25 protein-coding genes are annotated in these 25,227 nt (G+C 70.1%); 6 read left to right on the top strand and 19 right to left on the bottom strand.

Annotation, left to right across the window (positions count from 1 at the left end):
- Positions 1-10 precede the first annotated feature (10 nt).
- The 4 genes from ACFYV1_RS20255 to ACFYV1_RS20240 all read right to left on the bottom strand — a co-directional run bounded on the left by ACFYV1_RS20255 (position 11) and on the right by ACFYV1_RS20240 (position 3,054).
- Positions 11-658: a hypothetical protein gene (locus ACFYV1_RS20255; protein ID WP_389396914.1), complete on the bottom strand. Its 648-nt coding sequence runs from the start codon at positions 656-658 to the stop codon at positions 11-13.
- A complete protein-coding gene (locus ACFYV1_RS20250) occupies positions 655-1,086 on the bottom strand; it encodes a hypothetical protein (protein ID WP_389396871.1) in 432 nt (143 codons plus the stop codon). Before ACFYV1_RS20250 ends, ACFYV1_RS20255 begins: the two co-directional genes overlap by 4 nt.
- A 165-nt stretch (positions 1,087-1,251) precedes the next feature.
- Entirely contained in the window at positions 1,252-2,820 is a 1,569-nt protein-coding gene (locus ACFYV1_RS20245; protein ID WP_389396870.1) for an FAD-binding oxidoreductase, read from the bottom strand.
- 60 nt (positions 2,821-2,880) lie between these two features.
- Positions 2,881-3,054, bottom strand: coding sequence for a hypothetical protein (locus ACFYV1_RS20240; protein WP_389396869.1), 174 nt, complete (start codon positions 3,052-3,054; stop codon positions 2,881-2,883).
- A gap of 163 nt (positions 3,055-3,217) precedes the next feature.
- Between ACFYV1_RS20240 and ACFYV1_RS20235 the strand changes: the two genes are divergently transcribed.
- Both ACFYV1_RS20235 and ACFYV1_RS20230 read left to right on the top strand, forming a co-directional pair.
- Positions 3,218-4,054 carry a hypothetical protein gene (locus tag ACFYV1_RS20235; RefSeq protein WP_389396868.1) on the top strand — a complete coding sequence of 279 codons (837 nt, stop codon included), beginning with the start codon at positions 3,218-3,220 and terminating at the stop codon, positions 4,052-4,054.
- Between the two features lie 162 nt (positions 4,055-4,216).
- Positions 4,217-4,396, top strand: coding sequence for a hypothetical protein (locus ACFYV1_RS20230; protein WP_389396913.1), 180 nt, complete (start codon positions 4,217-4,219; stop codon positions 4,394-4,396).
- A 105-nt stretch (positions 4,397-4,501) separates the two neighbouring features.
- Here the strand turns inward: ACFYV1_RS20230 and ACFYV1_RS20225 are convergent, their stop codons facing one another.
- The gene (locus ACFYV1_RS20225) at positions 4,502-4,858 is read right to left on the bottom strand and encodes a metal-sensitive transcriptional regulator (protein WP_389396867.1); all 357 of its coding nucleotides are present in this window, start codon (positions 4,856-4,858) and stop codon (positions 4,502-4,504) included.
- A gap of 194 nt (positions 4,859-5,052) precedes the next feature.
- Between ACFYV1_RS20225 and ACFYV1_RS20220 the strand changes: the two genes are divergently transcribed.
- Both ACFYV1_RS20220 and ACFYV1_RS20215 read left to right on the top strand, forming a co-directional pair.
- Positions 5,053-5,673 carry a DUF47 family protein gene (locus ACFYV1_RS20220; RefSeq protein ID WP_344357841.1) on the top strand — a complete coding sequence of 207 codons (621 nt, stop codon included), beginning with the start codon at positions 5,053-5,055 and terminating at the stop codon, positions 5,671-5,673.
- Positions 5,674-5,678: 5 nt separating this feature from the next.
- Positions 5,679-6,677 (top strand): anion permease, encoded by a 999-nt coding sequence (locus ACFYV1_RS20215; RefSeq protein WP_389396866.1) that lies wholly within the window; start codon positions 5,679-5,681, stop codon positions 6,675-6,677.
- Positions 6,678-7,167: 490 nt separating this feature from the next.
- On the opposite strand, the gene pstB is transcribed toward ACFYV1_RS20215, so the two are convergent.
- The 12 genes from pstB to ACFYV1_RS20155 all read right to left on the bottom strand — a co-directional run bounded on the left by pstB (position 7,168) and on the right by ACFYV1_RS20155 (position 19,939).
- Positions 7,168-7,944 carry a phosphate ABC transporter ATP-binding protein PstB gene (gene pstB / locus ACFYV1_RS20210; protein WP_389396865.1) on the bottom strand — a complete coding sequence of 259 codons (777 nt, stop codon included), beginning with the start codon at positions 7,942-7,944 and terminating at the stop codon, positions 7,168-7,170.
- Between the two features lie 7 nt (positions 7,945-7,951).
- Positions 7,952-9,025, bottom strand: coding sequence for a phosphate ABC transporter permease PstA (gene pstA / locus ACFYV1_RS20205; RefSeq protein ID WP_389396864.1), 1,074 nt, complete (start codon positions 9,023-9,025; stop codon positions 7,952-7,954).
- Complete coding sequence (gene pstC, locus ACFYV1_RS20200; RefSeq protein ID WP_389396863.1) at positions 9,022-9,957, bottom strand: phosphate ABC transporter permease subunit PstC; 936 nt, start codon at positions 9,955-9,957, stop codon at positions 9,022-9,024. Before pstC ends, pstA begins: the two co-directional genes overlap by 4 nt.
- A 154-nt stretch (positions 9,958-10,111) precedes the next feature.
- Positions 10,112-11,248, bottom strand: coding sequence for a phosphate ABC transporter substrate-binding protein PstS (gene pstS / locus ACFYV1_RS20195; RefSeq protein WP_389396862.1), 1,137 nt, complete (start codon positions 11,246-11,248; stop codon positions 10,112-10,114).
- A 220-nt stretch (positions 11,249-11,468) separates the two neighbouring features.
- Positions 11,469-11,885, bottom strand: a complete 417-nt coding sequence (locus ACFYV1_RS20190; RefSeq protein WP_389396861.1) for an NUDIX hydrolase — start codon at positions 11,883-11,885, stop codon at positions 11,469-11,471.
- Positions 11,882-13,102: a CHAD domain-containing protein gene (locus ACFYV1_RS20185; protein WP_389396860.1), complete on the bottom strand. Its 1,221-nt coding sequence runs from the start codon at positions 13,100-13,102 to the stop codon at positions 11,882-11,884. The genes ACFYV1_RS20190 and ACFYV1_RS20185 overlap by 4 nt, the downstream gene beginning before the upstream one ends.
- Positions 13,089-15,320 carry an RNA degradosome polyphosphate kinase gene (locus tag ACFYV1_RS20180; protein WP_389396859.1) on the bottom strand — a complete coding sequence of 744 codons (2,232 nt, stop codon included), beginning with the start codon at positions 15,318-15,320 and terminating at the stop codon, positions 13,089-13,091. Before ACFYV1_RS20180 ends, ACFYV1_RS20185 begins: the two co-directional genes overlap by 14 nt.
- A 234-nt stretch (positions 15,321-15,554) precedes the next feature.
- The gene (locus ACFYV1_RS20175) at positions 15,555-16,499 is read right to left on the bottom strand and encodes an ABC transporter permease (RefSeq protein ID WP_389396858.1); all 945 of its coding nucleotides are present in this window, start codon (positions 16,497-16,499) and stop codon (positions 15,555-15,557) included.
- Positions 16,496-17,383 (bottom strand): ABC transporter ATP-binding protein, encoded by an 888-nt coding sequence (locus tag ACFYV1_RS20170; protein WP_389396857.1) that lies wholly within the window; start codon positions 17,381-17,383, stop codon positions 16,496-16,498. The genes ACFYV1_RS20175 and ACFYV1_RS20170 overlap by 4 nt, the downstream gene beginning before the upstream one ends.
- Positions 17,380-17,784, bottom strand: a complete 405-nt coding sequence (locus ACFYV1_RS20165; RefSeq protein WP_389396856.1) for a GntR family transcriptional regulator — start codon at positions 17,782-17,784, stop codon at positions 17,380-17,382. Before ACFYV1_RS20165 ends, ACFYV1_RS20170 begins: the two co-directional genes overlap by 4 nt.
- Positions 17,785-17,907: 123 nt before the next feature.
- Entirely contained in the window at positions 17,908-18,831 is a 924-nt protein-coding gene (mshD, locus tag ACFYV1_RS20160) for a mycothiol synthase (RefSeq protein ID WP_389396855.1), read from the bottom strand.
- A 31-nt stretch (positions 18,832-18,862) separates the two neighbouring features.
- Positions 18,863-19,939, bottom strand: a complete 1,077-nt coding sequence (locus ACFYV1_RS20155; RefSeq protein WP_389396854.1) for a YhcG family protein — start codon at positions 19,937-19,939, stop codon at positions 18,863-18,865.
- A 201-nt stretch (positions 19,940-20,140) separates the two neighbouring features.
- On the opposite strand from ACFYV1_RS20155, the gene ACFYV1_RS20150 reads away from it, so the two are divergent.
- Positions 20,141-21,961: a bifunctional metallophosphatase/5'-nucleotidase gene (locus ACFYV1_RS20150; RefSeq protein WP_389396853.1), complete on the top strand. Its 1,821-nt coding sequence runs from the start codon at positions 20,141-20,143 to the stop codon at positions 21,959-21,961.
- Positions 21,962-22,139: 178 nt separating this feature from the next.
- Positions 22,140-23,012, top strand: coding sequence for a phosphatidylinositol-specific phospholipase C (locus ACFYV1_RS20145; RefSeq protein ID WP_389396852.1), 873 nt, complete (start codon positions 22,140-22,142; stop codon positions 23,010-23,012).
- A gap of 46 nt (positions 23,013-23,058) precedes the next feature.
- Here ACFYV1_RS20145 and ACFYV1_RS20140 read toward each other — a convergent pair whose 3' ends face one another.
- Entirely contained in the window at positions 23,059-24,498 is a 1,440-nt protein-coding gene (locus ACFYV1_RS20140) for an ATP-binding protein (protein WP_389396851.1), read from the bottom strand.
- Positions 24,495-25,217 (bottom strand): response regulator transcription factor, encoded by a 723-nt coding sequence (locus ACFYV1_RS20135; protein ID WP_389396850.1) that lies wholly within the window; start codon positions 25,215-25,217, stop codon positions 24,495-24,497. The genes ACFYV1_RS20140 and ACFYV1_RS20135 overlap by 4 nt, the downstream gene beginning before the upstream one ends.
- Positions 25,218-25,227 lie beyond the last annotated feature (10 nt).

Genomic DNA, 25,227 nt, shown 5'->3' with positions numbered 1-25,227 from the left:
CTGCCGCAGATCAGTTTCCGGATTCGCCCTGCTGCTGACGGGCCCGTTCCTCCGGCGACGGTCCGAAGGTCTCGTCCACCGCCCGGTCGAAGTCCTCCTGGTCGATGCCGATGAGATCGTTGAGCGCGCTCGTCCGCCGGCCGCCGGAACCCTCGGTGAGCAGTGCGCGGCCGGTGTCCTTCCAGGTCTGAGCGGCCTCGTCCCCGGCCCGCTGGAACGATTCCGGGCTGTAGTCCGGGTCCAGGTAGTCGGGGGTGAAGACGTCGCCCCAGTTCTGGTTGACGATCTCGTCCTCCGAGGCGTGCGGATTGCCGACGGCGGCGTTCACCACGATCTTGAAGGTGCCCTGGACGTACTGGTCCTCCTCCCAGATCAGTCCGGCCGCCAGTCCGAGCTTCGCCGCGATGGAGTTCGCGTCCTGGATGAGGGCCCGTACTCCCCACTCCCAGCGTTCGGCATAGTCCTCGAAGTCGACGGACAGGCCGTGATGTCCCGCCTCCATCCCGGTCATCGACAGTTCGGAGAAACCCTTGCCCAGTACCGAGCCCGTGCCGGTGCCGACATCCCGAAGTTCGGACACCGCCGCGCGCAGCCCATGGGTGATCCGCCGGACGCTGTTCGCGTCGACGCCGAGGTCCGCCGCACCGTCGCCCATCAGTCCCGCCCCCCGTCCTTCTCGTGGACGTCCGCGTCGACGGCGACGGCTTCGGGCACGATGCCCACGACCGGCGGGAAGAACATCGCTCCGCCGGGATCGGCGATGTTGATCGCCACCCCCGCCGGAACCCGCATCGCCGGGACGATCTCGTCGAGCAGCCGTGCCCCGAGCAGGGCGGCGAACTCCCATGACCGGCCGGTGTCCCGTCCGTCCCCGGCGTCCCGTGCCTGCGCGAACCGGGCCAGGGCCTCCTCGTCGGTGAAGCCGACGATCCAGCGGACGCCACCGGACTCGGCGGTCCACAGGCCGCCGGCATCGAGTGGCACCAGGACGACGGCCCGCCGCAGTTCGCCGACCATCGCCCTGGGATCGCCCGTGCCGACCCGCTGTTCGGCGATCCGCTCCGCGAGTGGTGTGTCCGTTCCCATCCACGCCCCCCTTGACAAGGCCACTTCAGTCCTTCGACCGTAGGACACGACGCGCCCCCGGGCACAGTGGTTCCGCGGCCCCGAGGTGTCCGCACGTTGTCCATGAGGAACGGGACAGTGCCGCAAAGGTCACGCGAGCGGCTCGGGCCCGGCGCGGGTGAATGCCTACAGCGCCTGCGGAAAGTCGAAGAGGCGGTCGGGGTCGTACTGCCTCTTCAGCCGGGTGAGCCGGTCGAGGGCCGGGCCGTAGTAGGCGCGGCGCCAGCCGGTGAGGTTCGGGTCGGCGTAGTTCTGGTAGGCCGCTCCCGACGCGAACCGGCGCATCGAGTCGTGGGTGTTCTTCAGCCAGGCCTGCTGCACGGCGCCGGCGGTGCCGGGCCGCCAGGCGGCGATGTACTGGGCGAGGATTCGCGAACGCCGGTGCACGAACGAGGTAGCCAGTGGATCCACCCGGTTCACCGCACCCCCGAGCGCGGTGAGCGCGATCGAACCGGCTCCGCCGTCCGCGCCCACCGGTATACGGGTGAACGCCTCCGCCGCCGCGATCAGTGCGCGCCGCCCGTCGGCGGCGATGTCGCGGTCGAAGAAGTCGGAGGCCGAGGAGTACGTCTCGCGCTGCAGCGCGCCCTGCCGGTCCCGGCCCGGCGTGGTGCCGGGCAGGCGGCACTGGTTGTCGTCGAGGGAGAGGCAGTTCGCGTAGCCGAGCATCGCGTCCAGATAGCCGCGGGGCCGCAGGGCGACCGAGGAGGCGGACGAGCCGACCGCGTCCGCGAGGCGGTCGACGGCGTTCTGCAGATCACCCTCGGTGCCGAGGGTGAAGGCGGAGACGCTGAGGGTGGGCCGTGAGCCGCCGGGGCCGGCGGCGAGATGGAGCGACGACCAGATCTCGTCCGGCTGGTCCGGGCCCCAGCGCTGCCAGGCGGCGAGTACGGACTCGGCTTTCGACCAGGGCCAGTTGAGGAAGGCCGTGACGGTGTCGGGCGTGGGATGCGTACGGAAGCGGAGCCGCGTCACGACCCCGAAGTTGCCGTTGCCCGCGCCGCGCAGTGCCCAGAAGAGATCCCTGTCGCGGTCGGGTCCCGTGGTCAGCCGCCTGCCGTCGGCCGTGACGATCGTCGCCTCCGTCAGGCTGTCGCAGGTCAGGCCGTAGGCACGGGAGGTGACGCCGTGGCCGCCGCCGAGGGCGAGGCCGGAGACGCCGACCGTCGGGCAGGAGCCCGCGGGGACGGTACGGCCGTGGCGGGCCAGTGTCCGGTAGACGTCGATGAGCTTGGCGCCGGCGCCGATCGTGCCGTCGGCCCCGACGCTGTTGATGGCGGACACGTCGATGACCAGGCGGCCGTTGCCGGAGGACCAGCCTCCGTAGGAGTGGCCGCCGTTGCGGATGGACACGGGGGTGCCGTGAGTCCTCGCGTAGGTGAGACATTCCCTGACGTCGTCCTCACCGGCGACGTAGGCGACGGCGGCCGGTCTCAGTGAGTCGAAGCGGGTGTTGTACAGCTGTCGCGCGCTCGCGTAGTCGGCGTCCTCGGGGCGGATCAGCCGTCCGTCGAGGCCGGCCGCCAGGGCGGTCCAGTCGGCCGCGGCACTCCGGGCGGCGGACGGTGCGGGGCGTGAGGACGTGGGGTCGCCGGTCCTGCGCGGGGTGCCGCGTTCGTTGTCGGTGCAACCCGCGGCGGCGGTCACGGTGAGGGCGACAGCGGTGGTCAGCAGCGAACGCCGGTCCAGCTCCATGGAACCTCCTGGGGAACGAGACGGCTCCCGGGAGCGGCGGGTTCCCGCACCGGGCGCCGATCAGGCCGCGGGGGCGGGTATGTGGGACCGGGCGTCGGTACGGGCCCGGTCGCGGGACCGTCTCGCGGGACCCGACCAGCCGCAACTGCAACGGGCTATGGCGAACGAGCCGCGCTCGACGGTCGTGGTCTGGTGCGTCGCCGGTTCACCGGCCGCGGGGTCCTGCTGGGGCACAGGTCAACGGTACTGCGACGGCGGCCGTCTCATACCCCGGATGCCCGGCGTGACGACGTGCGGGGGCGGTCGTTATGCGAATGGGTGTCCCCGCGCCCCCTCGGGACCGAGTGGAGGGCGGGGTTCGTACAAGCGGCGGTCCGGCGTTGGGGGTTGGCAGGCGATGGCGGTGCAACACAGGCGCAGGGGCGGGGCGGTCGCCGTCGCGGCAGCCATGGCCGTGGCGACGGCGGCCGGATGCTCGGGCGAAGGCGCGGCCGCTGAAGAGGGCAAGGCCGGTGCCGGCAGGGCGGGCGACGCGGCCGGGGAGGTGCGCAGAGCGGCGGACACGCTGACCGGCGCACGCAGTTCCAGGGCCCGGACGTCGATGGAGATGGCGACCGGCGGGACGCGGGTCACCATCCGGGGCGAGGGCGGGTACGACTTCGTACGCGGCATGGGCAGGCTGAAGGTCGTACTTCCGCCGGACGCGGCCGGCGAGGAGGAGCACAAGCCGATCACCGAGCTGCTGACGCCGGGCGCCCTCTACATGAAGAACCGGGGCGCGGGCGTGCCCGCCGACAAGTGGGTCAGGGTCGACACGACCACTCTGGACGACGGGAACCTGGTCACGGGCGGGGCGACGGATCCGCTGGCCGCCGCGGAGCTGCTGCGTGCGGCGTACCGCGTGCGGTACGTCGGTGATGTGGAGCTGTCGGGCCAGAAGATGCGGCACTTCACGGGAACCACCGACATCGGGCGGGCGGCGCGGATGGCGGAGCCGCATGCGAGAGCTTCCCTGGCGGCTGCGGCGAAAGGGTTCGCCAGGGACGTGGTGCCGTTCGATGTCTATCTCGACCAGGCGGGACGGCTACGGAAGGTCCGCCACCGCTTCACGTTCGCCAACGAGGGCCGTTCGGTCGATGTCACATCGACCACGGTCCTTTTCGACTTCGGGGCGCGGGTCGTCGTCCAGCTCCCGGACGAAAAGGACATCTACGCCGGAAAGATCGAACCCTGAGCATGTGGCGCGGGGCCGGGGGAGCCGGGGAGGGCCGAGGGGTCTGAGCCAAGAGAGTCAGAACCCAAATGGTCCGGACGTGCCATGCGCGGTGCGTGCACCGCTCCCTACCCTAGGAAATCGAGACATCAGGAGAACTTCGAGACCGGCCGGAAGAGGTGACTGCACGTGGCACCGCCCAGTACGACGACATCCGTCCAGGACGACCACGTGGCCCTCGCCGAGATCGAGTTGTGCGGTGAGCTGATGATCGCGGCGTCGGCCGCGGTCGAGGAGCGTCTCAGTCCGGACCGTATCGACGAGGTGCTGATGGTCGGCTCGAAATGTGGCGCCTGCCGCTGAGGCGCACCGGCTGTTTCCTTGCCGGACCACCCCGCGTCAACCCGTCGAGCGCTGCCGGACGGCAACACCGACCGGCAGCGACAAGAACAAGCCATCCTGTATCGCTCAGGTGCGCAGCAGTCGGGCGATCGCCTTCGTCGCTTCCTCCACCTTTGCGTCGACCTCGTGGCCGCCCTTGACCGCCGCGTCAGCGACGCAGTGCCGCAGGTGCTCCTCGAGCAGTTGAAGCGCGAAGGACTGCAGGGCCTTGGTCGACGCGGAGACCTGGGTGAGTATGTCGATGCAGTACACGTCCTCGTCGACCATCCGCTGCAGGCCGCGGATCTGGCCCTCGATCCGCCTCAGCCGCTTGAGGTGCTCGTCTTTCTGCTTGTGGTACCCGTGCACACCGCGGTCGTGGTCGGCCTCGTGAGCCGTCTCGCCGTCCGTGACCGGAAGGCCGGCCGCCTCGGTGGTCGTCATCGCGTCCTCCCGTTGTCCAAAAAGGGGATGAATACCCCTCGTGGGTATATGTTAGCGAATCGTGCGGAAATCGCGGGGGGCCAGTGCAGATCGCCTGAATTTCATGGGCGACACTGGGATACTGCCGGTTAGCCGTGGCCGGATGATGCGCCTAGCATCAGCCTGACCGAATCCAAGCACCCCGAGGACCCCACGTGCGATTTCGTCTGACCCCCAGGGAGACGAGCTTCTACGACATGTTCTCCGCATCCGCGGACAACATCGTCACCGGCTCCAAGCTCCTGATGGAACTGCTCGGGGCGGAATCCTCCGCCAGGGCCGAGATCGCGGAACGGATGCGGGCGGCGGAGCACGCGGGAGACGACGCGACCCACGCGATCTTCCATCAGCTGAACTCCTCGTTCATCACGCCGTTCGACCGCGAGGACATCTACAACCTCGCGTCGTCGCTCGACGACATCATGGACTTCATGGAGGAGGCCGTCGACCTGGTCGTCCTCTACAACGTTGAGGAACTGCCCAAGGGCGTCGAGCAGCAGATCGAGGTCCTGGCACGGGCCGCCGAGCTGACCGCGGAGGCCATGCCGCACCTGCGGACCATGGAGAACCTCACCGAGTACTGGATCGAGGTGAACCGTCTGGAGAACCAGGCGGACCAGATCCACCGGAAGCTGCTCGCCCACCTCTTCAACGGCAAGTACGACGCCATCGAGGTCCTCAAGCTCAAGCAGATCGTGGATGTGCTCGAAGAGGCCGCGGACGCGTTCGAGCACGTCGCGAACACGGTGGAGACCATCGCGGTCAAGGAGTCCTGAACCACGTGGACACCTTTGCCCTGGTCGTGACCATCGGAGTCGCGCTCTTCTTCACGTACACCAACGGCTTCCACGACTCCGCGAACGCGATCGCGACGTCCGTCTCCACGCGGGCGCTGACGCCGCGCGTCGCCCTGGCGATGGCCGCGGTGATGAACCTCGCAGGCGCGTTCCTCGGACAGGGCGTGGCCAAGACCGTCAGCGAAGGACTCATCGAGACACCGGTCGGCTCGCGCGGGATGGGAATCCTGTTCGCCGCGCTGGTCGGAGCCATCGTCTGGAACCTGATCACCTGGTACTTCGGTCTGCCGTCGTCCTCCTCGCACGCCCTTTTCGGCGGCATGGTCGGCGCGGCGCTGGCCGGCGGTACGGAGGTCATCTGGACCGGCGTGCTCGAGAAGGTCGTCATCCCGATGTTCGTCTCGCCCATCGTCGGCATGGCGGTCGGCTATCTGGTGATGGTCGGGATCATGTGGATGTTCCGCAACGCCAACCCGCACAAGGCCAAGCGCGGTTTCCGTATCGCGCAGACGGTCTCGGCGGCGGGCATGGCGCTCGGCCACGGTCTCCAGGACGCCCAGAAGACGATGGGCATCGTGGTGATGGCCCTGGTCATCGCCGACGTGGAGAACCAGGGCGACCCGATCCCGGCCTGGGTCAAGATCGCGTGTGCCGTGATGCTGTCGCTCGGTACGTACGCGGGTGGCTGGCGCATCATGCGGACGCTCGGCCGCAAGATCATCGAGCTGGACCCGCCGCAGGGCTTCGCCGCGGAGACGACCGGCGCGTCGATCATGTTCGGCTCTGCGTTCCTGTTCCACGCGCCGATCTCGACCACGCATGTGATCACCTCGGCGATCATGGGTGTCGGTGCGACGAAGCGGGTCAACGCGGTGCGGTGGGGTGTCGCGAAGAACATCATCCTGGGGTGGTTCATCACGATGCCGGCGGCGGCGGGTGTCGCTGCGCTCAGCTACGGGGTCGTGTACCTGATCTTCGGCTGACGGCCGGGTCCTCACGGGGTGGGTGCCGGCGGCCCCGTCGCGCGTTGCCCGTTGCCCGTTGCCCGTTGCCCGTTGCCCGTTGCCCGTTGGGGCGCGGGCCGTGTCGCGTCGTGTCTGTGGCGTCACCTACCCGCCCTCCCTCCCCCTATGGCCTGGCGGCCATGGGACCCCCATCCCCAACCGGGCTCCGCCCGGCCCATTACCGCGCTGCGCGCGGTGTTTCGGGGGCTCCGCCCCCGTACCCCCGCGCCTCAAACGCCGGCGGGGCCGGACGCGTCCCCGTGTCCCGGACGCCGCTCGGGACTGGATGTAATGCGCTGCGCCCGCCAGCGGGCCGGCCGACCCCGTTCAGGGTGCGATGGACGGCCTGCGTGCCGGGAGCCCTTGTCGTGCTGCCGCTACGGGGCAGTGAAGTGGGCCCGCCCCCCTGGGAGAGGGGGCGGGCCCGTCGTCTTGCGGATGGCACCGCCATGCAGCACCCGCAGACGCTTTATCCGAAGCGGCCCGAGATGTAGTCCTCGGTCGCCTGGACGGACGGGTTCGCGAAGATCCGCTCGGTTTCGTCGATCTCGACGAGCTTGCCGGGCTGGCCGACCGCCGCGAGGTTGAAGAAGGCCGTGCGGTCGGAGACGCGCGCCGCCTGCTGCATGTTGTGCGTCACGATGACGATCGTGAAGCGCTCCTTCAGCTCGCCGATCAGGTCCTCGATCGCGAGCGTCGAGATCGGGTCGAGCGCCGAGCAGGGCTCGTCCATCAGCAGTACGTCGGGCTCGACCGCGATCGCGCGGGCGATGCACAGACGCTGCTGCTGACCGCCGGAGAGGCCGGAGCCCGGCTTGTTCAGGCGGTCCTTGACCTCGTTCCAGAGGTTGGCACCCTTGAGCGAGCGCTCGACGATCTCCGCGAGCTGGTTCTTCTTGTAGGAGCCGTTCAGCCGCAGGCCCGCCGCGACGTTGTCGAAGATCGACATCGTCGGGAAGGGGTTCGGACGCTGGAAGACCATGCCGACCGTGCGGCGCACGGCGACCGGGTCGACGTTCGAGCCGTACAGGTCCTCGTCGTCCAGCAGCACCTTGCCCTCGACGCGGCCACCGGGGGTGACCTCGTGCATGCGGTTCAGGGTGCGAAGGAAGGTGGACTTGCCGCAGCCGGACGGCCCGATGAAGGCAGTCACGGAGCGGGGCTCGACGGTCATGGAGATGTCGTCGATCGCCCTGTGGGAGCCGTAGTAGGCGGTCAGGCCGGACACATCGATTCGCTTGGCCATGGTTGTTCTACTTTCCGGTCTTCGGGGCCTTCCAGCGGGCGATGCCGCGGGCCACCAGGTTGAGGATCATGACGAAGGCGATCAGAACCAGCGCGGCGCCCCAGGCGCGCGCGATCGAGGCGTCGGTGCCGACCGCGTACTGCTCGTACACGTAGAGCGGCAGCGAGGACTGGGCGCCTTCGAAGGGGTTCGGGTTGATCAGCTTCGTGCCGAACACGAGGAGCAGTACCGGGGCGGTCTCACCGGTGACTCGCGCCACGGCGAGCATCACGCCGGTGGTGATGCCGCCGATCGCGGTGGGCAGGACCACCTTCAGGATGGTCCGCCACTTGGGTACGCCCAGGGCGAGGGAGGCCTCGCGCAGCTCGTTCGGGACCAGCTTCAGCATTTCCTCGGTGGAGCGGACGACCACCGGCACCATCAGGATGGCGAGGGCGAGTCCGCCGGCGAAGCCGGAGGGGCCGAAGCCCAGCATCAGGTTCCACGTCGCGAGGACGAACAGGCCCGCGACGATCGACGGGATGCCGGTCATGACGTCGACGAAGAAGGTGACGGCCTTGGCCAGCTTTCCGCGGCCGTACTCGACGAGGTAGATCGCGGTGAGCAGGCCGAGCGGGGCGGCGATCACCGCGGCGATGAGAACCTGCTCGATCGTGCCGAGGAGGGCGTGGTAGATGCCGCCGCCGGGCTGGGCGTCGAGGACGCCGTTCATGGAGTGGCCGAGGAAGTAGCCGTCGACGACCGCCATGCCCTCCTTGATCGTGGCCCAGCCGAGGGAGAACAGCGGCACGACGGCCAGGACGAAGCACACCCAGACGAGGCTGGTCGCGACACGGTCCTTGGCCTGGCGGGAGTTCTCGATCTTCGTGGTGATCACATAGGTGGCGAGCACGAAGAGCAGGGCGGCGATCATTCCCCACTGGACGCGGCTGTGCCAGCCGGCGGCCAGGCCGATGCCGCAGCCTGCGGCGATCGAGCCGATCGCGATGCCGGCCGGGGCCCAGCGCGGCATCCGTGCGTGGGACAGGGGGTCGGTGCGCGGGGTGGTCACCTGACGCTTGTCCTGAAGTGTCTGGCTCATGCGTTGGCCCCCGAGTACTCCTTGCGGCGGGCGATGATCGCGCGGGCCGCTCCGTTGACCAGCAGAGTGATCACGAACAGGACGAGACCGGAGGCGATCAGCGCGTCACGGCCGTACCCGTCCGCCTCGTTGAACTTGGCGGCGATGTTCTGGGCGAAGGTGCCGCCGCCCGGGTCCAGCAGGCGACCGGAGATGATGAAGCTGGGCGACAGGACGACGGCGACGGCCATCGTCTCGCCGAGGGCGCGGCCCAGGCCCAGCATGGAGGCGCTGATGATGCCGGAGCGGCCGAAGGGCAGCACCGACATACGGATGACCTCCCAGCGGGTGGCGCCGAGCGCCAGGGCGGCCTCTTCGTGCATCTTGGGCACCTGGAGGAAGACCTCACGGGTGACGTTGGTGATGATCGGAAGAATCATGATCGCCAGCAGGACGCCCACGGTGAACAGGTTGCGGGCGACGCCTTCGCCGGTCTTGTCGAAGATGTACGTCCAGCCGAGGTAGTCGTCGAGCCAGCTGTTCAGGCCGCCGAGGTAGGGCACCAGGAAGAGCGCGCCCCACAGGCCGTAGATGATGCTGGGCACGGCGGCGAGCAGGTCGACGACGTAGGCGAGAGGCGCGGCGATCTTCCGCGGCGCGTAGTGCGAGATGAACAGCGCGATGCCGATGGCGACAGGCACGGCGATGACCATCGCGATGATCGAGCTGACGACGGTGCCGAAGGCGAGTACGGCGATGCCGAAGACCGGCGGGTCGCCCGCCGGGTTCCACTCGGACTCGGTGAGGAAGTTGGCGTCGTCCTTCGAGATGGCGATGCCGGCGCGGTACGCGAGGAATCCCGCGATCGCGGCCATGATCACCAGGAGGGAGATACCGGCTCCCCGGGACAGGCCCAGGAAGATGCGGTCACCGGGCCGGGGCTTGCCTCGCATGGTGCGCTGTGACTCAGGCGCACGGGGCGGTGGGACTGATGCGGTGGTTGTTGTATCCATCGTGGTCTCCGGTCTGCGGAGCCGTTGGGCTCCTGGCGGCGGTGCACCGGATGCCGGGGCCGGTCCGTGGTGACGGACCGGCCCCGGCCGGACATCAGGACAGGGTGGGGACGATCTCGCGGACCTTGGCCGCGATCTCGGCCGGCAGCGGCGCGTAGTCGGCGTCGGCGAGGACCTTCTGGCCCTCCTCGCTGACGGCGTAGTTGAGGAACGCCTTCAGGGTCGGCAGGGTCTCCGCCTTGTTGCCCTTGTCGCAGGCGATCTCGTACGTCACGAGGATGATCGGGTAGGCGCCCTCGGCCTTGGTCTTGTAGTCCAGGGACAGGGCCATGTCCTTGCCCGTGCCCTTGACCGTGGCGGCGGCGATGGCCTTGGAGGCGTTCTCGGTCGTCGCCTCGACCGGGGCGGCTGCACCGGTGTCGAGCTTGACGGCGGAGATCGACTGCGAGGTCGCGTACGACAGCTCGAAGTAGCCGATCGACCCCTGGGTCTGCTTCACCTGGGCGGCGACACCGGAGGAACCGTTGGCGGCCTGGCCACCGGGGGCCAGCCACGACTTCGACTTGGGGTCGTGCTTCCAGTCGGCCGGGGCGGCCTCGCTGAGGTACTTGTGCAGGTTCTGCGTGGTGCCCGACTCGTCGGAGCGGTGGAACGCCTGGATGGAGGAGCTCGGCAGTTTGACGCCGGGGTTGAGCTTGGCGATGGCCGGGTCGTTCCACTTGGTGATCTTCGAGTCGAAGATCTTCGCGAGGGTGGAGGCGTCGAGGACGAGGTTGTCCACACCCTCCAGGTTGTAACCGATCGCGACGGGGCCGCCGACCATCGGCAGGTTGATGCCCTGACCGGTCTTGCAGATCTTCTTCGACTCCTCGACCTCCTCCGGCTTCAGCGCGGAGTCGGAGCCGGCGAAGGAGACCTGGCCCTGGTTGAACTTCGTGATGCCGCCGCCGGAGCCGATGGCCTGGTAGTTGACCTCGACGCCGGAGCAGGCGGCCTGGAAGTTCTTGACCCACAGGTCCATGGCGTTCTTCTGGGCGGTCGAGCCGGCCGCGAGGATCTGGCCCTTGGCGTCGTCGCACTTGATGTTCGACGCAGCCGCGGTCTTGTCGCCGTCGGTGCCACCGGTGCCCGCGTTGTTGTCCGAACCACACGCCGTGAGGACCAGGGCGCCGGAGATCGCGAGGGCGCCGAGCGCGGTGGCGCGAAGCCCGTTCTTGCGCTGAAGCTTCACTTTCTGGTGTTCCTTCCAGTTGCCGCCGTCGGGGCGGCGTGTGTCGGGGGTGGGTGACCGGCTTCGTGCCGGTGACCGTCTGAGGCCGAAATTAGGCAGATGAGATGAAGCGGCCGACGGGGGAGAGTGAACGCAAGGTGAACCGTGCCCGGCGACCCGGTGCTCGCTCGAACAGTCACTCGTTCGGCCGTGTCGAGGAGGTGTGCGCCCACCTGGGCGGTCACACAGTGTGCAGAACCTGTAGCAGTGCGTCGACCAGTTCACGGTCGCGAGGCTGGGTGAGCCTGACCCGTGCCGCGGTCGGCGGCAGCCACACGATGTGGTCGACCTCACGGCTCGACGTGAACGAGCCACTCGTCGCCTCCGCGGCCCAGTAGGCGACCTGCTTGGGCCGGCCGTTCGCGAGGTAACGGGCGGTGGGGAGGCGGGCGCCGGGGACGCAGCGGTGGCCGGTCTCCTCCAGCACCTCGCGCAGCGCGGCGGCGAGGGCGTCCTCGCCGCGCTTGAGCTTGCCCTTCGGGTGCGACCAGTCGTCGTACTTGGGTCGGTGGACGAGGCAGATCTCGATGCCGTCCGGCCCGTGCCGGGAGCCGCGCCACAGCACGCACCCCGCGGCGAGCACGGCCTCGCCGTTCATGGCGCAGTGACCGCCGTGACCGCCGTGACACCGTTTGCGCCGGCGTGGACAGGGGCGTGGGTGTCCGCGTGGCGCCATTCCTGCTGGAAGGCGAACCTGGCCGCCTCGACCTCGTGCCGCTGGTCGGCGTGGAGCACTCCGAGGGCGTACGCCGTCGCCGGGGCGATACGCGGCGTGCGCGCGGCGGTGGCCGCCGCGGCCGCGGCCTCAGCGGCGTCACGGTGCCGGTCCAGCAGGAGGCCCGCGTGGCACAGAACCGGGTCGGCGGTGGGGTGCAGCACCTCCTGCGCATAACGGTGCAGCTGCAGCAGCCTGCGGACCTCGTGCCAGGGAGCGTCCTGCTCCTCACCGGCGGAGGCGGCGGCGAGGCCGCTGAACAGCGCCTCCGCGTTGTACGGGTGGGCCGCCCTGCCCAGCGGCAGTTCGGCGACGGCCTCCAGCAGCCGCCGCTCCGCCGCCGCCGCGGGCAGCGCGAGCGTCTCGGCGGCGGGCCCGGCTGCCGCTGGGCCGAGCGGGAGCTCGGAGGCCAGTAAGGCGACCGCGTCGGCGACGGCGTGGAAACGCGAGGACCCGAGCGCCTGGAGCGCGGCGGAGTGGGCGCGGGTCCGGGCGAGGGTGATCTGCCGCTCCAGCAGGGCCCCGGCCCGGGCGGCGCCCACGGCGAGAGCACCGCTCGCGGCGGTGGCGCCCGCCCTGCCGCCGGTGCGGGATCCGCCTCGCCCGGCGGCCTCCCGGGTGGCGTCGGCAGTCCCGTTCACCGTGGTGGCGTCGGCAGTCCCGTTCACCGTGGTGGCACCGTCGGTGTCACCTTCGCCGCCGGCCGTGCCGGACCCCGGCAGCGGACAGGACTCGCCGCGGGCGGGCGGCAGCGGGGTCGTGCCGGAGAGGCGGGACAGCGCGTCCAGGATGCGGGACAGGCGGGAGGTGCAGTCGTGCTCCTGCGCCAGGGTCGTCGACAGCCACGCCAGTTCGGCGCGCAGACCGTCCGCCCAGGCCGGGTCCAGCAGTGGGCGGAACGTGTGGAGCGTCCCGCCGATGCGCCGGGCCGCGGCCCGCAGCGCGCGGGCCGATTCCGCGCCGTTCTCGTCGTGCCTGCGCAGACTGCGCAGGAAGTCTGCGGCCTGGGCGTTGAGGTAGTGGGCCACCGCCTCGCCCGCCGTACCCGTGAGGGTGTTCGCGGGGGCGGTGTCCGGCCGGGAAAGTTCAGGGCTGTGCACGCCGGCGCCTCCGGGCGTCTATGAGCATCTCCTGTACGTGCCGCAGCGGCTGGCCTTCGGAGTCCGTCGCATGCCGTGTCCACGCGCCGTCCGGGCCCAGGTGCCAGGACGACGTGTTGTCGGACATGCCGGTCTCCAGCAGCCTGGTGAGGGCCGCGCGGTGGGCCGGGTCGGTGACCCGTACCAGCGCCTCGATCCGGCGATCGAGGTTTCTGTGCATCATGTCGGCGCTGCCGAACCACACTTCGGGCTCGCCGCCGTTGCCGAAGGCGAAGAGCCGGGAGTGCTCCAGGAAGCGGCCGAGGATCGAGCGGACCCGGATGTTCTCCGAGAGGCCGGCCACGCCCGGGCGTATCGCGCTGATGCCGCGGACCCAGATGTCGATCGGGACACCGGCCATCGCCGCCCGGTAGCAGGCGTCGATGATCGCCTCGTCCACCATGGAGTTGACCTTGATGCGGACGTAGGCGGGGCGTCCTGCCCGGTGGTGGACGATCTCCTTGTTTATCCGGGAGATCAGCCCGTCGCGCAGGGACTTGGGCGCCACCAGCAGCCGCCGGTAGGTCTCGCGGCGCGAGTAGCCGGACAGCCGGTTGAACAGGTCCGACAGGTCCGCGCCGACCTGCGGGTCGGCGGTGAGCAGCCCCAGGTCCTCGTAGAGCCGGGCGGTCTTCGGGTGGTAGTTGCCGGTGCCGACGTGGGAGTAGCGCCGCAGCGTGTCGCCCTCCTGGCGGACCACGAGCGAGAGCTTGCAGTGCGTCTTCAGCCCGACGAGCCCGTACACGACGTGGCAGCCGGACTCCTCCAGCTTCCGCGCCCACTTGATGTTGGCCTGCTCGTCGAAGCGGGCCTTGATCTCGACGAGGACGAGGACCTGCTTGCCGGACTCCGCGGCGTCGATCAGCGCGTCGACTATCGGGGAGTCGCCGGAGGTCCGGTACAGCGTCTGCTTGATGGCGAGGACGTCCGGGTCCCCGGCGGCCTGCTCCAGGAAGGCCTGGACGGACGTCGAGAAGGAGTCGTACGGGTGGTGCAGCAGCACGTCCCGTTCGCGCAGGGCCGCGAAGATGTCGGGCGCGGAGGCGGACTCGACCTCGGCGAGCTCACGGTGGGTGCCCGCGATGAACTTGGGGAACTTCAGCTCCGGTCGGTCCAGCGCGGAGATGCCGAACAGCCCGGTCAGGTCCAGCGGACCCGGCAGCGGGTACACCTCGGCGTCGGACACCTTCAGCTCGCGCACCAGCAGGTCGAGCACGTAAGGGTCGATCGACTCCTCGACCTCGAGGCGCACCGGCGGGCCGAAGCGACGCCGCATGAGCTCCTTCTCCAGGGCCTTGAGGAGGTTCTCCGCGTCGTCCTCCTCGACCTCCAGGTCCTCGTTCCGGGTCACCCGGAACATGTGGTGCGCCAGCACCTCCATGCCGGGGAAGAGCTCCTCGAGATGCGCCGCGATGACGTCCTCCAGCGGCACGTACCGCTGGGGAGAGGCCTCGAGGAAGCGGGAGAGCAGCGGAGGGACCTTGACCCGGGCGAAGTGCCGGTGACCGCTGACGGGATTGCGCACGACGACCGCGAGGTTGAGCGAGAGACCCGAGATGTACGGGAAGGGGTGCGCGGGGTCGACCGCCAGCGGCGTCAGGACGGGGAAGATCTGCTGCCGGAAGAGTGTGAAGAGGCGGGCCTGCTCCTTCTCGGTGAGCTCGGGCCAGCGGATGAGGTGGATGCCCTCGTCGGCGAGAGCGGGGGAGACGTCCTGCTGGAAGCAGGCGGCGTGCCGGGCCATGAGCTCGCGCGAGCGGGTCCAGATCAGGTCGAGGACCTCGCGGGGCTGCAGACCGGAGGCCGAACGGGTGGCCACTCCCGTCGCGATCCGGCGCTTGAGACCGGCGACCCGGACCATGAAGAACTCGTCCAGGTTGGACGCGAAGATCGCGAGGAAGTTGGCGCGCTCGAGCAGCGGCGTCGTCGGGTCCTCCGCGAGTTCGAGGACCCGCTCGTTGAACGCGAGCCAGCTGCGCTCGCGGTCCAGGAACCGCCCCTGGGGCAGCTCGGAGCCGACCGCGTACGCCGAGTCCTCCTCGTAGGAGTCGAGGTCGGCGTCGATGTCGGGTTCGAGATCGGAGACCGTGGCCGCCACTGTGTGCGGCCGGTGCGCGGCTATGGACGCGACGGAGGGCTGAGGGTGCTGGACCGGGACCTCGGCGGGCTGCTGGCTCATGAACCCATTGTTCCGCGCGGAGAGAGCCACCGGCGCGTCGGAAAGGGCCGGGGCGAGAGGTTTTCTCCCGTTCGGGGAGGCGGGCACAGCGGGCTGCATTGAGTGAGGGTCGCAAGCGCGTCTGAATACCCGGTAACAAGGACATGACGTGAGGGAAAGCGCGGCGCGGCCCCACGGGGGCGTTCCCGGGGGCCGCGCGGTGCTCGTGAACGGGTCAGACGTGACGGCGGCGGGTCAGACGTGACGGCGGCGGAAGATCCGGAAGGCCGCGTGGACCGCGGCGGCGGCGAGGGCGAGCACGATACCGGTCTCGACGAGCTGCAGGGGCCACAGGTGCGAGTAGGGATGGTGGTCCATGAACCGGCCGACCACGTCCTCCCGGGCGAAGCAGGCCTCGTATCCGGTTCCGTCGCACGCGTTGAGGTCCGGCAGACGCTCGCCGGTGGATGTCAGCAGGCCGTGCTCGGTGACGAACGTGTTGTACCACTCGCCGTCCAGTGTCGCGCCCTGCCGCTCGGCGGTGACGGTCGGCCACAGTCGGCCCCACAGCAAGGCCATGATCACCATGACGGCCCCCGTCGCCAGACCTGCGACGGACATCGCGGCCAGGGTGCGGCGTACCAGCAGACCGGTGAGCGCTCCGATCGCCACCGCGAGGAGGGCGTAGGCGATCGTTGTCGGGCCGAGGGCGAGGAACACCTGCCGGTCGTACCAGCTCAGCCGGTAGTCGCCGGCGACCGGGCCCCGCAGGATCCGGAAGAGGAGGATGACGCACGCGCAGGCGACCGTGACCGCCACTGCGGACACCGCGGTCTTCGCGACGAGCCATCGCACGGGCGGCACCGACTGCGACCAGACCAGTTTGCAGGTCCCGCTCTCCAGTTCCCGGGCGATAACGGGGCCGGCGACGACAGCGGCGACGAGCAGCGGAAGCAGCAGGGCCGCGTTCGCGAGGAAGTCGGCGGAGGCGGTGAGCCCGCCGTGGTACGCGCTCCGTGAGAAGAGGCCATGGGCCTCTTCGTCGTACGGGGTCGAGTCGTGCGCGATCCTCAGCCCGAACGCCACCGCTGCGTCGACGACCAGCAGCAGACCCGGAACGAGCAGGAGCCGGCGGTGCTGGCGGACGACGACCCAGGTGACGCCCCGCAGCAGTGGGCGGGCGGTGGTGGACGTGCTCATGCCGCGACCACCTCCGCGCTCGGGGTGAGCAGTGGTGGTGCGTCGGGGCTGCGCAGGTGCGCCATGAGCAGTTCCTCCAGGGTCGGCTGCTCGGCCCGCCAGCCGTCACCGACCGCGCAGGACCCCCGTACCAGCGCGGTCAGCTGACGGCCCGTTGTGCGTGACTCGACGACGGTGTGGTCGGGTAGGTCGGAGACCGGCCCGGTGAGCCGGGTGTGCGCGGAGATCAGGTCCTCCGTCTCGCCGGCGAGCCGCACACGGCCGTCGTCGACGAGGATCAGGTAGTCGCAGGTGTTCTCCAGCTCGGAGAGGATGTGCGAGGAGATCACGATGGTGGTGCCGTGGTCGGCGGCCTCGGTCATCAGCGCGGCCGTCAGACGGTGCCGGGCCAAGGGGTCGAGGTCGGCCATCGGCTCGTCCAGCAGCATCAGTTCGGGGCGCTTGCCGAGCGCGAGCGCGAGGGCGACGCGGGTGCGCTGGCCGCCGGAGAGCGTGCGGATCCGGGCGTTGAAGTCGATGCCGCCGCCCGCCGTGACGATCCGCTCGGCGAGGGTCGCGTCCCAGCGGTCCGGATTGAGCTCCCGGCCCAGCCGCAGCGTCTCGTCGACCGTCAACTGCGGGTAGAGCGGCTTCTCCTGAGCGACGTGGGCGATGCGTTCGCGTACGTCGGCGGGCGCGCCGCCGAGTACGCGCAGCGTGCCCTCGGTGGGCCGGAGCAGACCCGCGGCGAGGGCGAGCAGTGTCGACTTGCCGGCGCCGTTGAGACCCGCGAGGGCGCAGACGCGCCCGGCCGGGACCCGGAACGAGCAGTCGCGCAGGGCCGGGCGGCCCCGCCTTCCGTAACTCCGGCCGAGGCCGTTGGCCTCGATCGCGGTCGCTGTCATGCGCCGTCCCCCTTGCGGTCCTTGTTGTCATGAGGGCGCTCCTCCAGTACGGAGGCGAGGAGCGCGGTGATGTCGTCGTGCTCCAGGCCGTCCCCGCGTGCCCGGGCGACCCAGTCGGCGAGCTCGGCCCGCAGCGGCGTGTCGGCGGCCGGGCCGCCGAGGGTGCGGGTCACGAAGGTGCCCAGGCCCCGGCGTGCTTCGACAAGCCCTTCGCGCTCCAGCTCGCGGTACGCCTTGAGCACGGTGTTCGGGTTGATCGCGGTGGCCTCGACGACCTCGCGGGCCGTCGGCAGCCGGTCGCCCGGTTCCAGCAGGCCGAGCCGTAGTGCCTGTTTGGTCTGCTGCACGATCTGGAGATACGTGGCGACGCCGCTGCGCCGGTCGATCCGGAACTCGACCATGCCGCCGCACCACCCTTTCACTAGTTGAGTAGTGGAATGGTGTTCCAGAAGAGGGGGCGGTGTCAACATCACCGCCCCCTGCGTCTGTTGCGGCCGACCGGGCCCGGGCCGAGTGCGGTCGGGTCAGGTCTCCGTGCGGTACATCAGGTCCACCTCGTGCGTCACGAACCCCATCTGCTCGTACACGCGCAGCGCCGCTGGGTTGTCGGCGTCCACGTAGAGCATCGCGGTCGGCAGTCCCTGCGCGGCGAGATGGCGCAGGCCGGTCGCGGTCAGGGCCTTGCCGAGGCCGCCGCCCTGCGCGTCGGGGCGGATGCCGACGACGTACACCTCGCCGAGCTGCTCCTCGGCGTGCACCTTCGTCCAGTGGAAGCCGATGATCTCCCCGTCCCGCTCGGCCAGGAAGAAGCCCTTGGGGTCGAACCACGGCTCTGCCTTGCGGTCGTCGAGGTCCCGCTGGGTCAGCGCCCCCTGCTCGGGGTGGTGGGCGAAGGCTGCGGCGTTCACCGCGAGCCAGGCGGCGTCGTCCTGGCCGGCTACGAAGGTGCGCACGGTCACGCCGGACGGGTAGACCGGCTCCGCGATGCCCTGCGTGCTCAAGGGGCGGCGCAGTTGGCGCAGTTCGCGGAAGAGCGTCAGCCCGAGGACCTGGGCCATGTGCCGGGCGGCCGACTTGCCACCGTGCGCCCACATCCGCAGCCGCTTGCCCGATGCGTCGAGGACCGTCGCCCCCAGCGCCCGGCCGTGCCCGCGCCCGCGGTGGGCGGGGTGTACGACGAGCTCGGCGGCGGGGGCCTCGACCGGGTCGGTGTCCTCGAGCTGGGCGTACCCGACGAGCTGGTCGCCGACCGTGAGGAGGAAGTGCTGCACGCCTTCGCGCCGTCCACCGCGCAGCTGAAGCCGCCCCTGCTCGGACACGGCCTGCATCCCGTCGGACCGCGCGGCCTCGGCGAGTACCTCCAGCACTGCCTCGGCCTGCTCGGCCGTGAGTTCGTCGAGGGACTGGATCTGCCGGCCGGGCTCCGGAATCACTGCGTCGATCGTCATGCTTCGAGGGTACGGCGGGAGCCGCCACGGCTCACCGGTCCTCGGGCGCGCTGCCGAGAACGTCGTCGGCGATGCGGGTCAGGTCCTCGGCGCTGGGCATCAGGGCCCGGACCTGGTCGGGCAGTCCGGCGTAGGTGCTGACGGCCATGGGCGTGTTGTATCCCCGCAGCGCGAACTCGACGACGGACCGGTCCCGGCTCTCCGCGATGAGGATCCCGAGCGTGGGGCCGTCGACCTCCTTGTCCCGTACGAGGTCGTCCACGACGGACACGTAGAAGCCCAGCTGCCCGAAGTGCTCGGGGCGGGCCCTGCGGGTCTTGAGCTCCAATACGACGTAGCAGTGCAGCTTGCAGTGGTAGAAGAGCAGGTCGATACGGAACTCGGTGTCGCCGACCACGACCGGGTACTGGCGCCCCACGAACGCGAAACCGGTGCCGAGTTCGGTCAGGAACCGGACCAGGTTCGCCACCAGGGCATCCTTGAGGTCCCGCTCGAGCGGCCGTCCGGACAACTCGGTGAAGTCGAGGCGGTAGGGATCCTTGAGGATCTCCTGTGTCGCTTCCGACCGGCCGGGAAGGCTGACGCCGAAGTTGTTGGCGGCGGCGCCATCGGCGAGGTGCAGCTTGTTGTGGATCATCGAACCGAGGTGGTCGCGGGACCAGCCGTGGTGGACGGCGTGCTGGGCGTAGAAGTCCAGCTCGAAGCGGGTGCCGCACTTGTCCGTCAGAAGCTGGATGTGGCCCCACGGCAATTGTGCGGCAGTCTGCTGCACAAATGGCTCGGGCCACAGCCGGGCCATCTTCTGCATGTAGTGGAGGCTGCGGGTCGAAAAGCCGCGCTGGTTCGGGAAGGCAGTGCGCAGTTCGACGCCGACCCTGTCGATGACCTTGGCGCCCCACCCGTCCCGCTGCCGGCGCTGCAGCAGTGCCGTGCCGATCTCCCAGTACATGGCGAGCATCTCGGTGTTCACCTTGAGCTGGGTCCGTACATGCGCGCCCCGCACGATCGTCTTGAGCTCGTCGACGAGCTCGAAGAAGCCGGTCGGGAGTTCCGCGGCCGAGCCCTGGGCGGGTACGCGGGCGGCGGTGGCCGCCTTCTCGTCGTTCATGACGTACACGCTTGCGGCGATCGCTTGTGCGGTGACGTTTCTGCGTATATATGTCCGTCGTATGGGTGATAGGCGGTGAATCACCCGTTGACGGCAGACGGCAACCAGGTCGTAACCCGTATCCCCCTGTCGCGCTACGCGCGTTGACTCTAGGCTGCCGTCGACCCTCACATCACCATGCTGGAACTGACAAGGGGACAGATGTCAGCGACACCTCCCAATCACCGCGTGGCCAGGCGGAACCGCCGAGTGCTCGCGGCCGCCGCCGGTCTCGCGACCGTCGGCGCTCTCGTCGCCGCCATGCCTGCCGGGGCCGCCGCCGGCGACCGCGACGAGACCGGTTATCACCACGGCCGCACCGTCGACGTGCAGCTGCTCTCCTTCAACGACCTGCACGGCAACCTGGAGCCGCCGGCCGGTTCCGCCGGAGAGGTCTCCGAGATCCAGCACGACGGCAAGGTCAAGCCGATTCCTGCCGGTGGCGTCGAGTATCTGGCCACCTCGCTGCGCGGGGCGCGCAAGGGCAACCCGTACTCCGTCACCGCCGCGGCCGGTGACCTGGTGGGCGCGAGCCCGCTGCTGTCCGGCCTCTTCCACGACGAGCCGACGATCGAGGCGCTGAACAAGCTCCACCTCGACGTGGCGGGTGTGGGCAACCACGAGTTCGACGAGGGCGCGGTCGAGCTGGCCCGCCTGCAGAACGGCGGCTGCCACCCGACCGACGGCTGCTACGAGGAGGGCAAGGAGTTCGAGGGCTCGGACTTCCCCTACCTCGCGGCCAACGTCACCAAGGAGTCGACGGGCGACCCGATCCTGAAGCCGTACACCGTCTGGGAGAAGGACGATGTCAAGATCGGCTTCATCGGTGTGACGCTCGAGGGCACGCCGAACATCGTCAGTGCGAACGGAATCAAGGGCCTCGCGTTCCACGACGAGGTCGAGACGATCAACAAGTACGCCCGTGAGCTCGACCGCCAGGGCGTGAAGTCGATCGTCGCGCTCATCCACGAGGGCGGCTCGCCGGCCTCGACCTCGTACAACTACGACTGCGACTCGCCGGGCCTCGGCGACGGCATCTCCGGTCCGATCGCGGACATCGCCAAGAACATCACGCCCCAGGTGGACGCGCTGGTCACCGGCCACACCCACCAGGCGTACGTGTGCACCATCCCGGACCCGTCCGGGGAGCCTCGCATGGTCACCTCGGCGTCCTCGTACGGCAAGCTCTACACCGACACCACGCTGACCTACGACCGTGGCACCGGGGACATCGTGCGTACGTCGGTCAAGTCGGCGAACCACGTCGTCAGCCGTGACCAGCGCAAGGCGCGGGACATGACCGCCCTGATCGCGCGCTGGAACAAGCTCGCCGCGCCGATCGCGAACCGCCCGCAGGGCTTCATCTCCGCCGACATCGACGGCCGTGGCGCGACCACGCCGGAGAAGCCGCTCGGTGACCTGATCGCGGACGCGCAGCTCGCGGGCCTCGCCCCGGCCGACAAGGGCGGTGCGCAGCTGGCGCTGATGAACCCGGGCGGCATCCGCTCCGACCTGGTCTTCAAGGCGTCCGGCAGCGAGGGCGACGGCGTGGTGACGTACGGCGAGGCCTTCACGGTCCAGCCGTTCACCAACATGATGAACGTCGTGGACCTGACCGGAGCACAGCTCATCACCACGCTCCAGCAGCAGGTCAGCGGCGTGAACGAGGCGTCCCCGAAGATCCTCCAGGTGTCGGAGGGCTTCACCTACACCCTCGACCTGACGAAGACCGGGGCCGCCCGGATCGTCGTGGACTCGGTGAAGCTGAACGGCGAGGCGATCGACCCGTCGAAGACCTACCGGGTCGCGATGAACGAGTTCCTCGCGGGCGGCGGTGACGGCTTCTCGGTCCTGAAGGAGCACACCAACAAGCTGGTGGGCGCGTCCGATCTGGACGTCTTCAACGCCTACCTGGCGGCGAACTCCTCGGCCGGAGCGCCGATCGCGCCGCCGAAGGCCGACCGGATCACGGTCGTGCAGTAGGAGGGGAGTCTGTGGGGCGGTGGGCCGGCGGGCCCACCGCCCCACCGGCATTTCCAGGGTGCTCGACGAGGCTTCCCGGACCCCGGCAGGGGCGGTTTTCGGCCGGTCCGGACCCGCGTCCGCTGTTCGCTGTCCCGGCTCTGGCGCCTTTTGTCGTGGCCGCGTCATACTCCGCGCCATGGACCGACGGAGATTCCTCGTGGGCGCTGCGGCCATGTCCGCCACCGCCCTGATCGGCGCCCCCCACGCCGCCGCGGCACCGCGTCGCACCCTGTCCGCCCAGGACTGGATGGCCGGCGCCGCCGACTCGACCCCCCTGCAACGACTGACGATTCCAGGGACCCACGACTCGGGCGCCCGCTTCGGCGGGCCGTGGAGCGAGTGCCAGAACACCACCATCGCCCAGCAGCTCGACAGCGGTATCCGCTTCCTCGACATCCGGTGCCGGGTCACCGGCGGTTCGTTCGCCATCCACCACGGCCCGTCGTACCAGAACATGATGTTCGGGGACGTCCTCGTCGCCTGCCGCGACTTCCTCGCCGCGCACCCCTCGGAGACCGTGCTGATGCGGGTGAAGCAGGAGTACTCCCAGGACAGCGACGCGACCTTCCGAGGGATCTTCGACGACTACCTGGACAACCGCGGCTGGCGTCCGCTGTTCCGGATCGGCGACGGCATCCCGGCACTGGGTGAGTCGCGCGGCCGGGTCGTGCTCCTCGGGGACAACGGCGGACTGCCCGGCGTCCGCTACGCCGACGGCGCGCTGTTCGACATCCAGGACGACTGGAACGCCCTGCCGAACCCCAAGTACTCGAAGATCGAGGCCCATTTCCGCAAGGCCGTGCAGCAGCCGGGGAAGCTGTTCGTCAACTACGTGAGCACGTCCGCGTACCTGCCGCCGCGCTGGAACTCCGACGACCTCAACCCCCGGGTCCACTCCTTCATCGACGGCTCGGAGGCGAGCGGCTGGCGCGGACTGGGCATCGTCCCGATGGACTTCCCCAACACCAGGGCGGGGCTCGTCGACTCACTCGTCCGCCACAACGGCTGACAGAAGGGGGCGGAGGCCGGCGCGGACCGCGGCGCTCGCGCCGTCCTCAGGACGAGGGCGTGGGCGTCGCCGAGGGCGGCGAGCTGGCGGGTGCGGGCGGCGGCGGGGTCGAGGCGCCCGGCACCCGGATCGTCACACGCGTGCCGCCCTCGGCAGCCGCCGTCAGCGCGATCTCGCCGCCCGCCTGCCGGACCGTACGCGCGACGATCGACAGCCCCAGGCCGGAGCCCGGCAGCGACCGTGCCGAGGGCGAACGCCAGAAACGTTCGAACACAAGCGGAAGCTCCTCCGGGCGCACGCCCGGCCCGTGGTCGCGCACCGTGAGTTCACCCCCGCGCAGCCCCACCTCGACCTCGCCACCGGGCGGGGAGAACTTCACCGCGTTGTCCAGGACGTTGACCAGCGCCCGCTCCAGGGCGGCATGGTCGGCACGCACGTACCAGGGCTCCAGAGCGGTCGAGAAGGTCAGTTCGGGACCCCGCAGCCGCACCCGGTCCAGGGCGGCCTGCGCGATCTCGTGCAACGCCACGACCTGCACCTTCGCACCCGCGCCCGCATCGGGCCTGGACAGCTCCTGCAGATCGCCGATGAGCGCGGCCAGTTCGGTCATCTGCGCCTTGACGGAGGCGAGCAGTGCCCGGCGGTCGTCCGGCGGGATCGCCCGGCCGGTCTCCTCGCTCCGGGCGAGCAGCTCGATGTTCGTGCGCAGCGAGGTCAGCGGCGTACGCAGCTCGTGACCGGCGTCGGCGATCAGCTGCTGCTGAAGATCGCGCGACGAGGCCAGCGCGGCGGTCATCGCGTTGAACGACCTCGAAAGCCTGGCGATCTCGTCGTCCCCGTCGACGGGGATGCGCACGCTGAGGTCCTCGGTGCGGGCAACGTGCTCGACGGCGCCGGTCAGTTCGTCCACCGGCCGCAGCCCGGCCCGCGCGATCCACGCCCCGGCCGCCCCCGAACCGAGCACCCCGGCGCCGGCCACCAGCGCCAGCACCACTGTCAGATCGCCGAGCGTGTCGTCGACCTCGCTCAGGGGGCGGGCGACGATGACCGCGCCCGCGTAGCCGTCGATGGGGTAGGTGAACACCCGGTACTCGGAGCCGTCGGAGGCGGTCGCGTCGTGGAAGGACGAATCGGACCGGCCGTCCGCGACGTCGATGTCGGCCTCGGTGACCTCGACCGACTGCTCGCCGAGTACGACACAGCTGTTCCCCTCACGGTCCAGCAACTGGATCGTCGATCTGAAGGGGTTGGTGTCCGGTCCGCTCGGCGTCGCCCTGCGGCACTGGCCCGACGGGTCGACGAAGACGAGCACCTGGCGGGGCGGCAGCCGGTTCGCGCTCAGCGCGTTGTCCAGCGAGTCCACGAGCGCGCTGCGCACCACGAGCCAGCAGATGCTCGCCGCCGCCGCCACGGCGACCGCCACCGCCGTCGCCACCAGCAGTGCCAGGCGCGACCGCAGGGGCAGCGCGCGGAACCTGTTCGTCACTCCGCGCCGCCCGTGCGCAGCGCGTACCCCACGCCACGCACCGTGTGGACCAGGCGCGGCTCGCCGGCCGCCTCCGTCTTGCGCCGCAGGTACATGACGTACACGTCCAGCGAGTTGGAGCTCGGCTCGAAGTCGAAGCCCCAGACGGCCTTGAGGATCTGCTCGCGGGTGAGCACCTGGCGCGGGTGGGCGAGGAACAGCTCCAGCAGCGTGAACTCCGTACGGGTCAGTTCCACCCGGCGGGTGCCGCGGGTGACCTCGCGGGTCGCCGGATCCATCCGCAGATCGGCGAAGGACAGCACGTCCTCCTCCGCGTTCGCCGCGCCGGCGCCCGTCGCGTACGAGCTGCGCCGCAGCAGCGCGCGGATACGGGCGAACAGTTCGTCCAGCTCGAACGGTTTCACCAGATAGTCGTCCGCGCCGGCGTCGAGTCCGGTGACGCGGTCGCCCACCGTGTCGCGGGCCGTGAGCATCAGGATCGGCACGGTCGATCCGGTCGAACGCAGCCGGCGGGCCGCGGTCAGACCGTCCATACGGGGCATCTGGATGTCCAGCACGATCAGATCGGGGGCGTACGCCTGCGCGCGGGCGAGGGCGTCGACGCCGTCGACGGCGACCTCCGTGTCGTAGCCCTCGAACGCGAGGGACCGCTGGAGCGCCTCGCGCACGGCGGGCTCGTCGTCGACGATCAGGATGCGCTCGCGCTCGCCTTCAGTCATGGACCAAGCC

Origin of the sequence: Streptomyces sp. NPDC003023 (assembly GCF_042888225.1) — a bacterium.
Taxonomy (GTDB): domain Bacteria; phylum Actinomycetota; class Actinomycetes; order Streptomycetales; family Streptomycetaceae; genus Streptomyces.
This window is presented reverse-complemented; position numbering and strand designations above follow the sequence as displayed.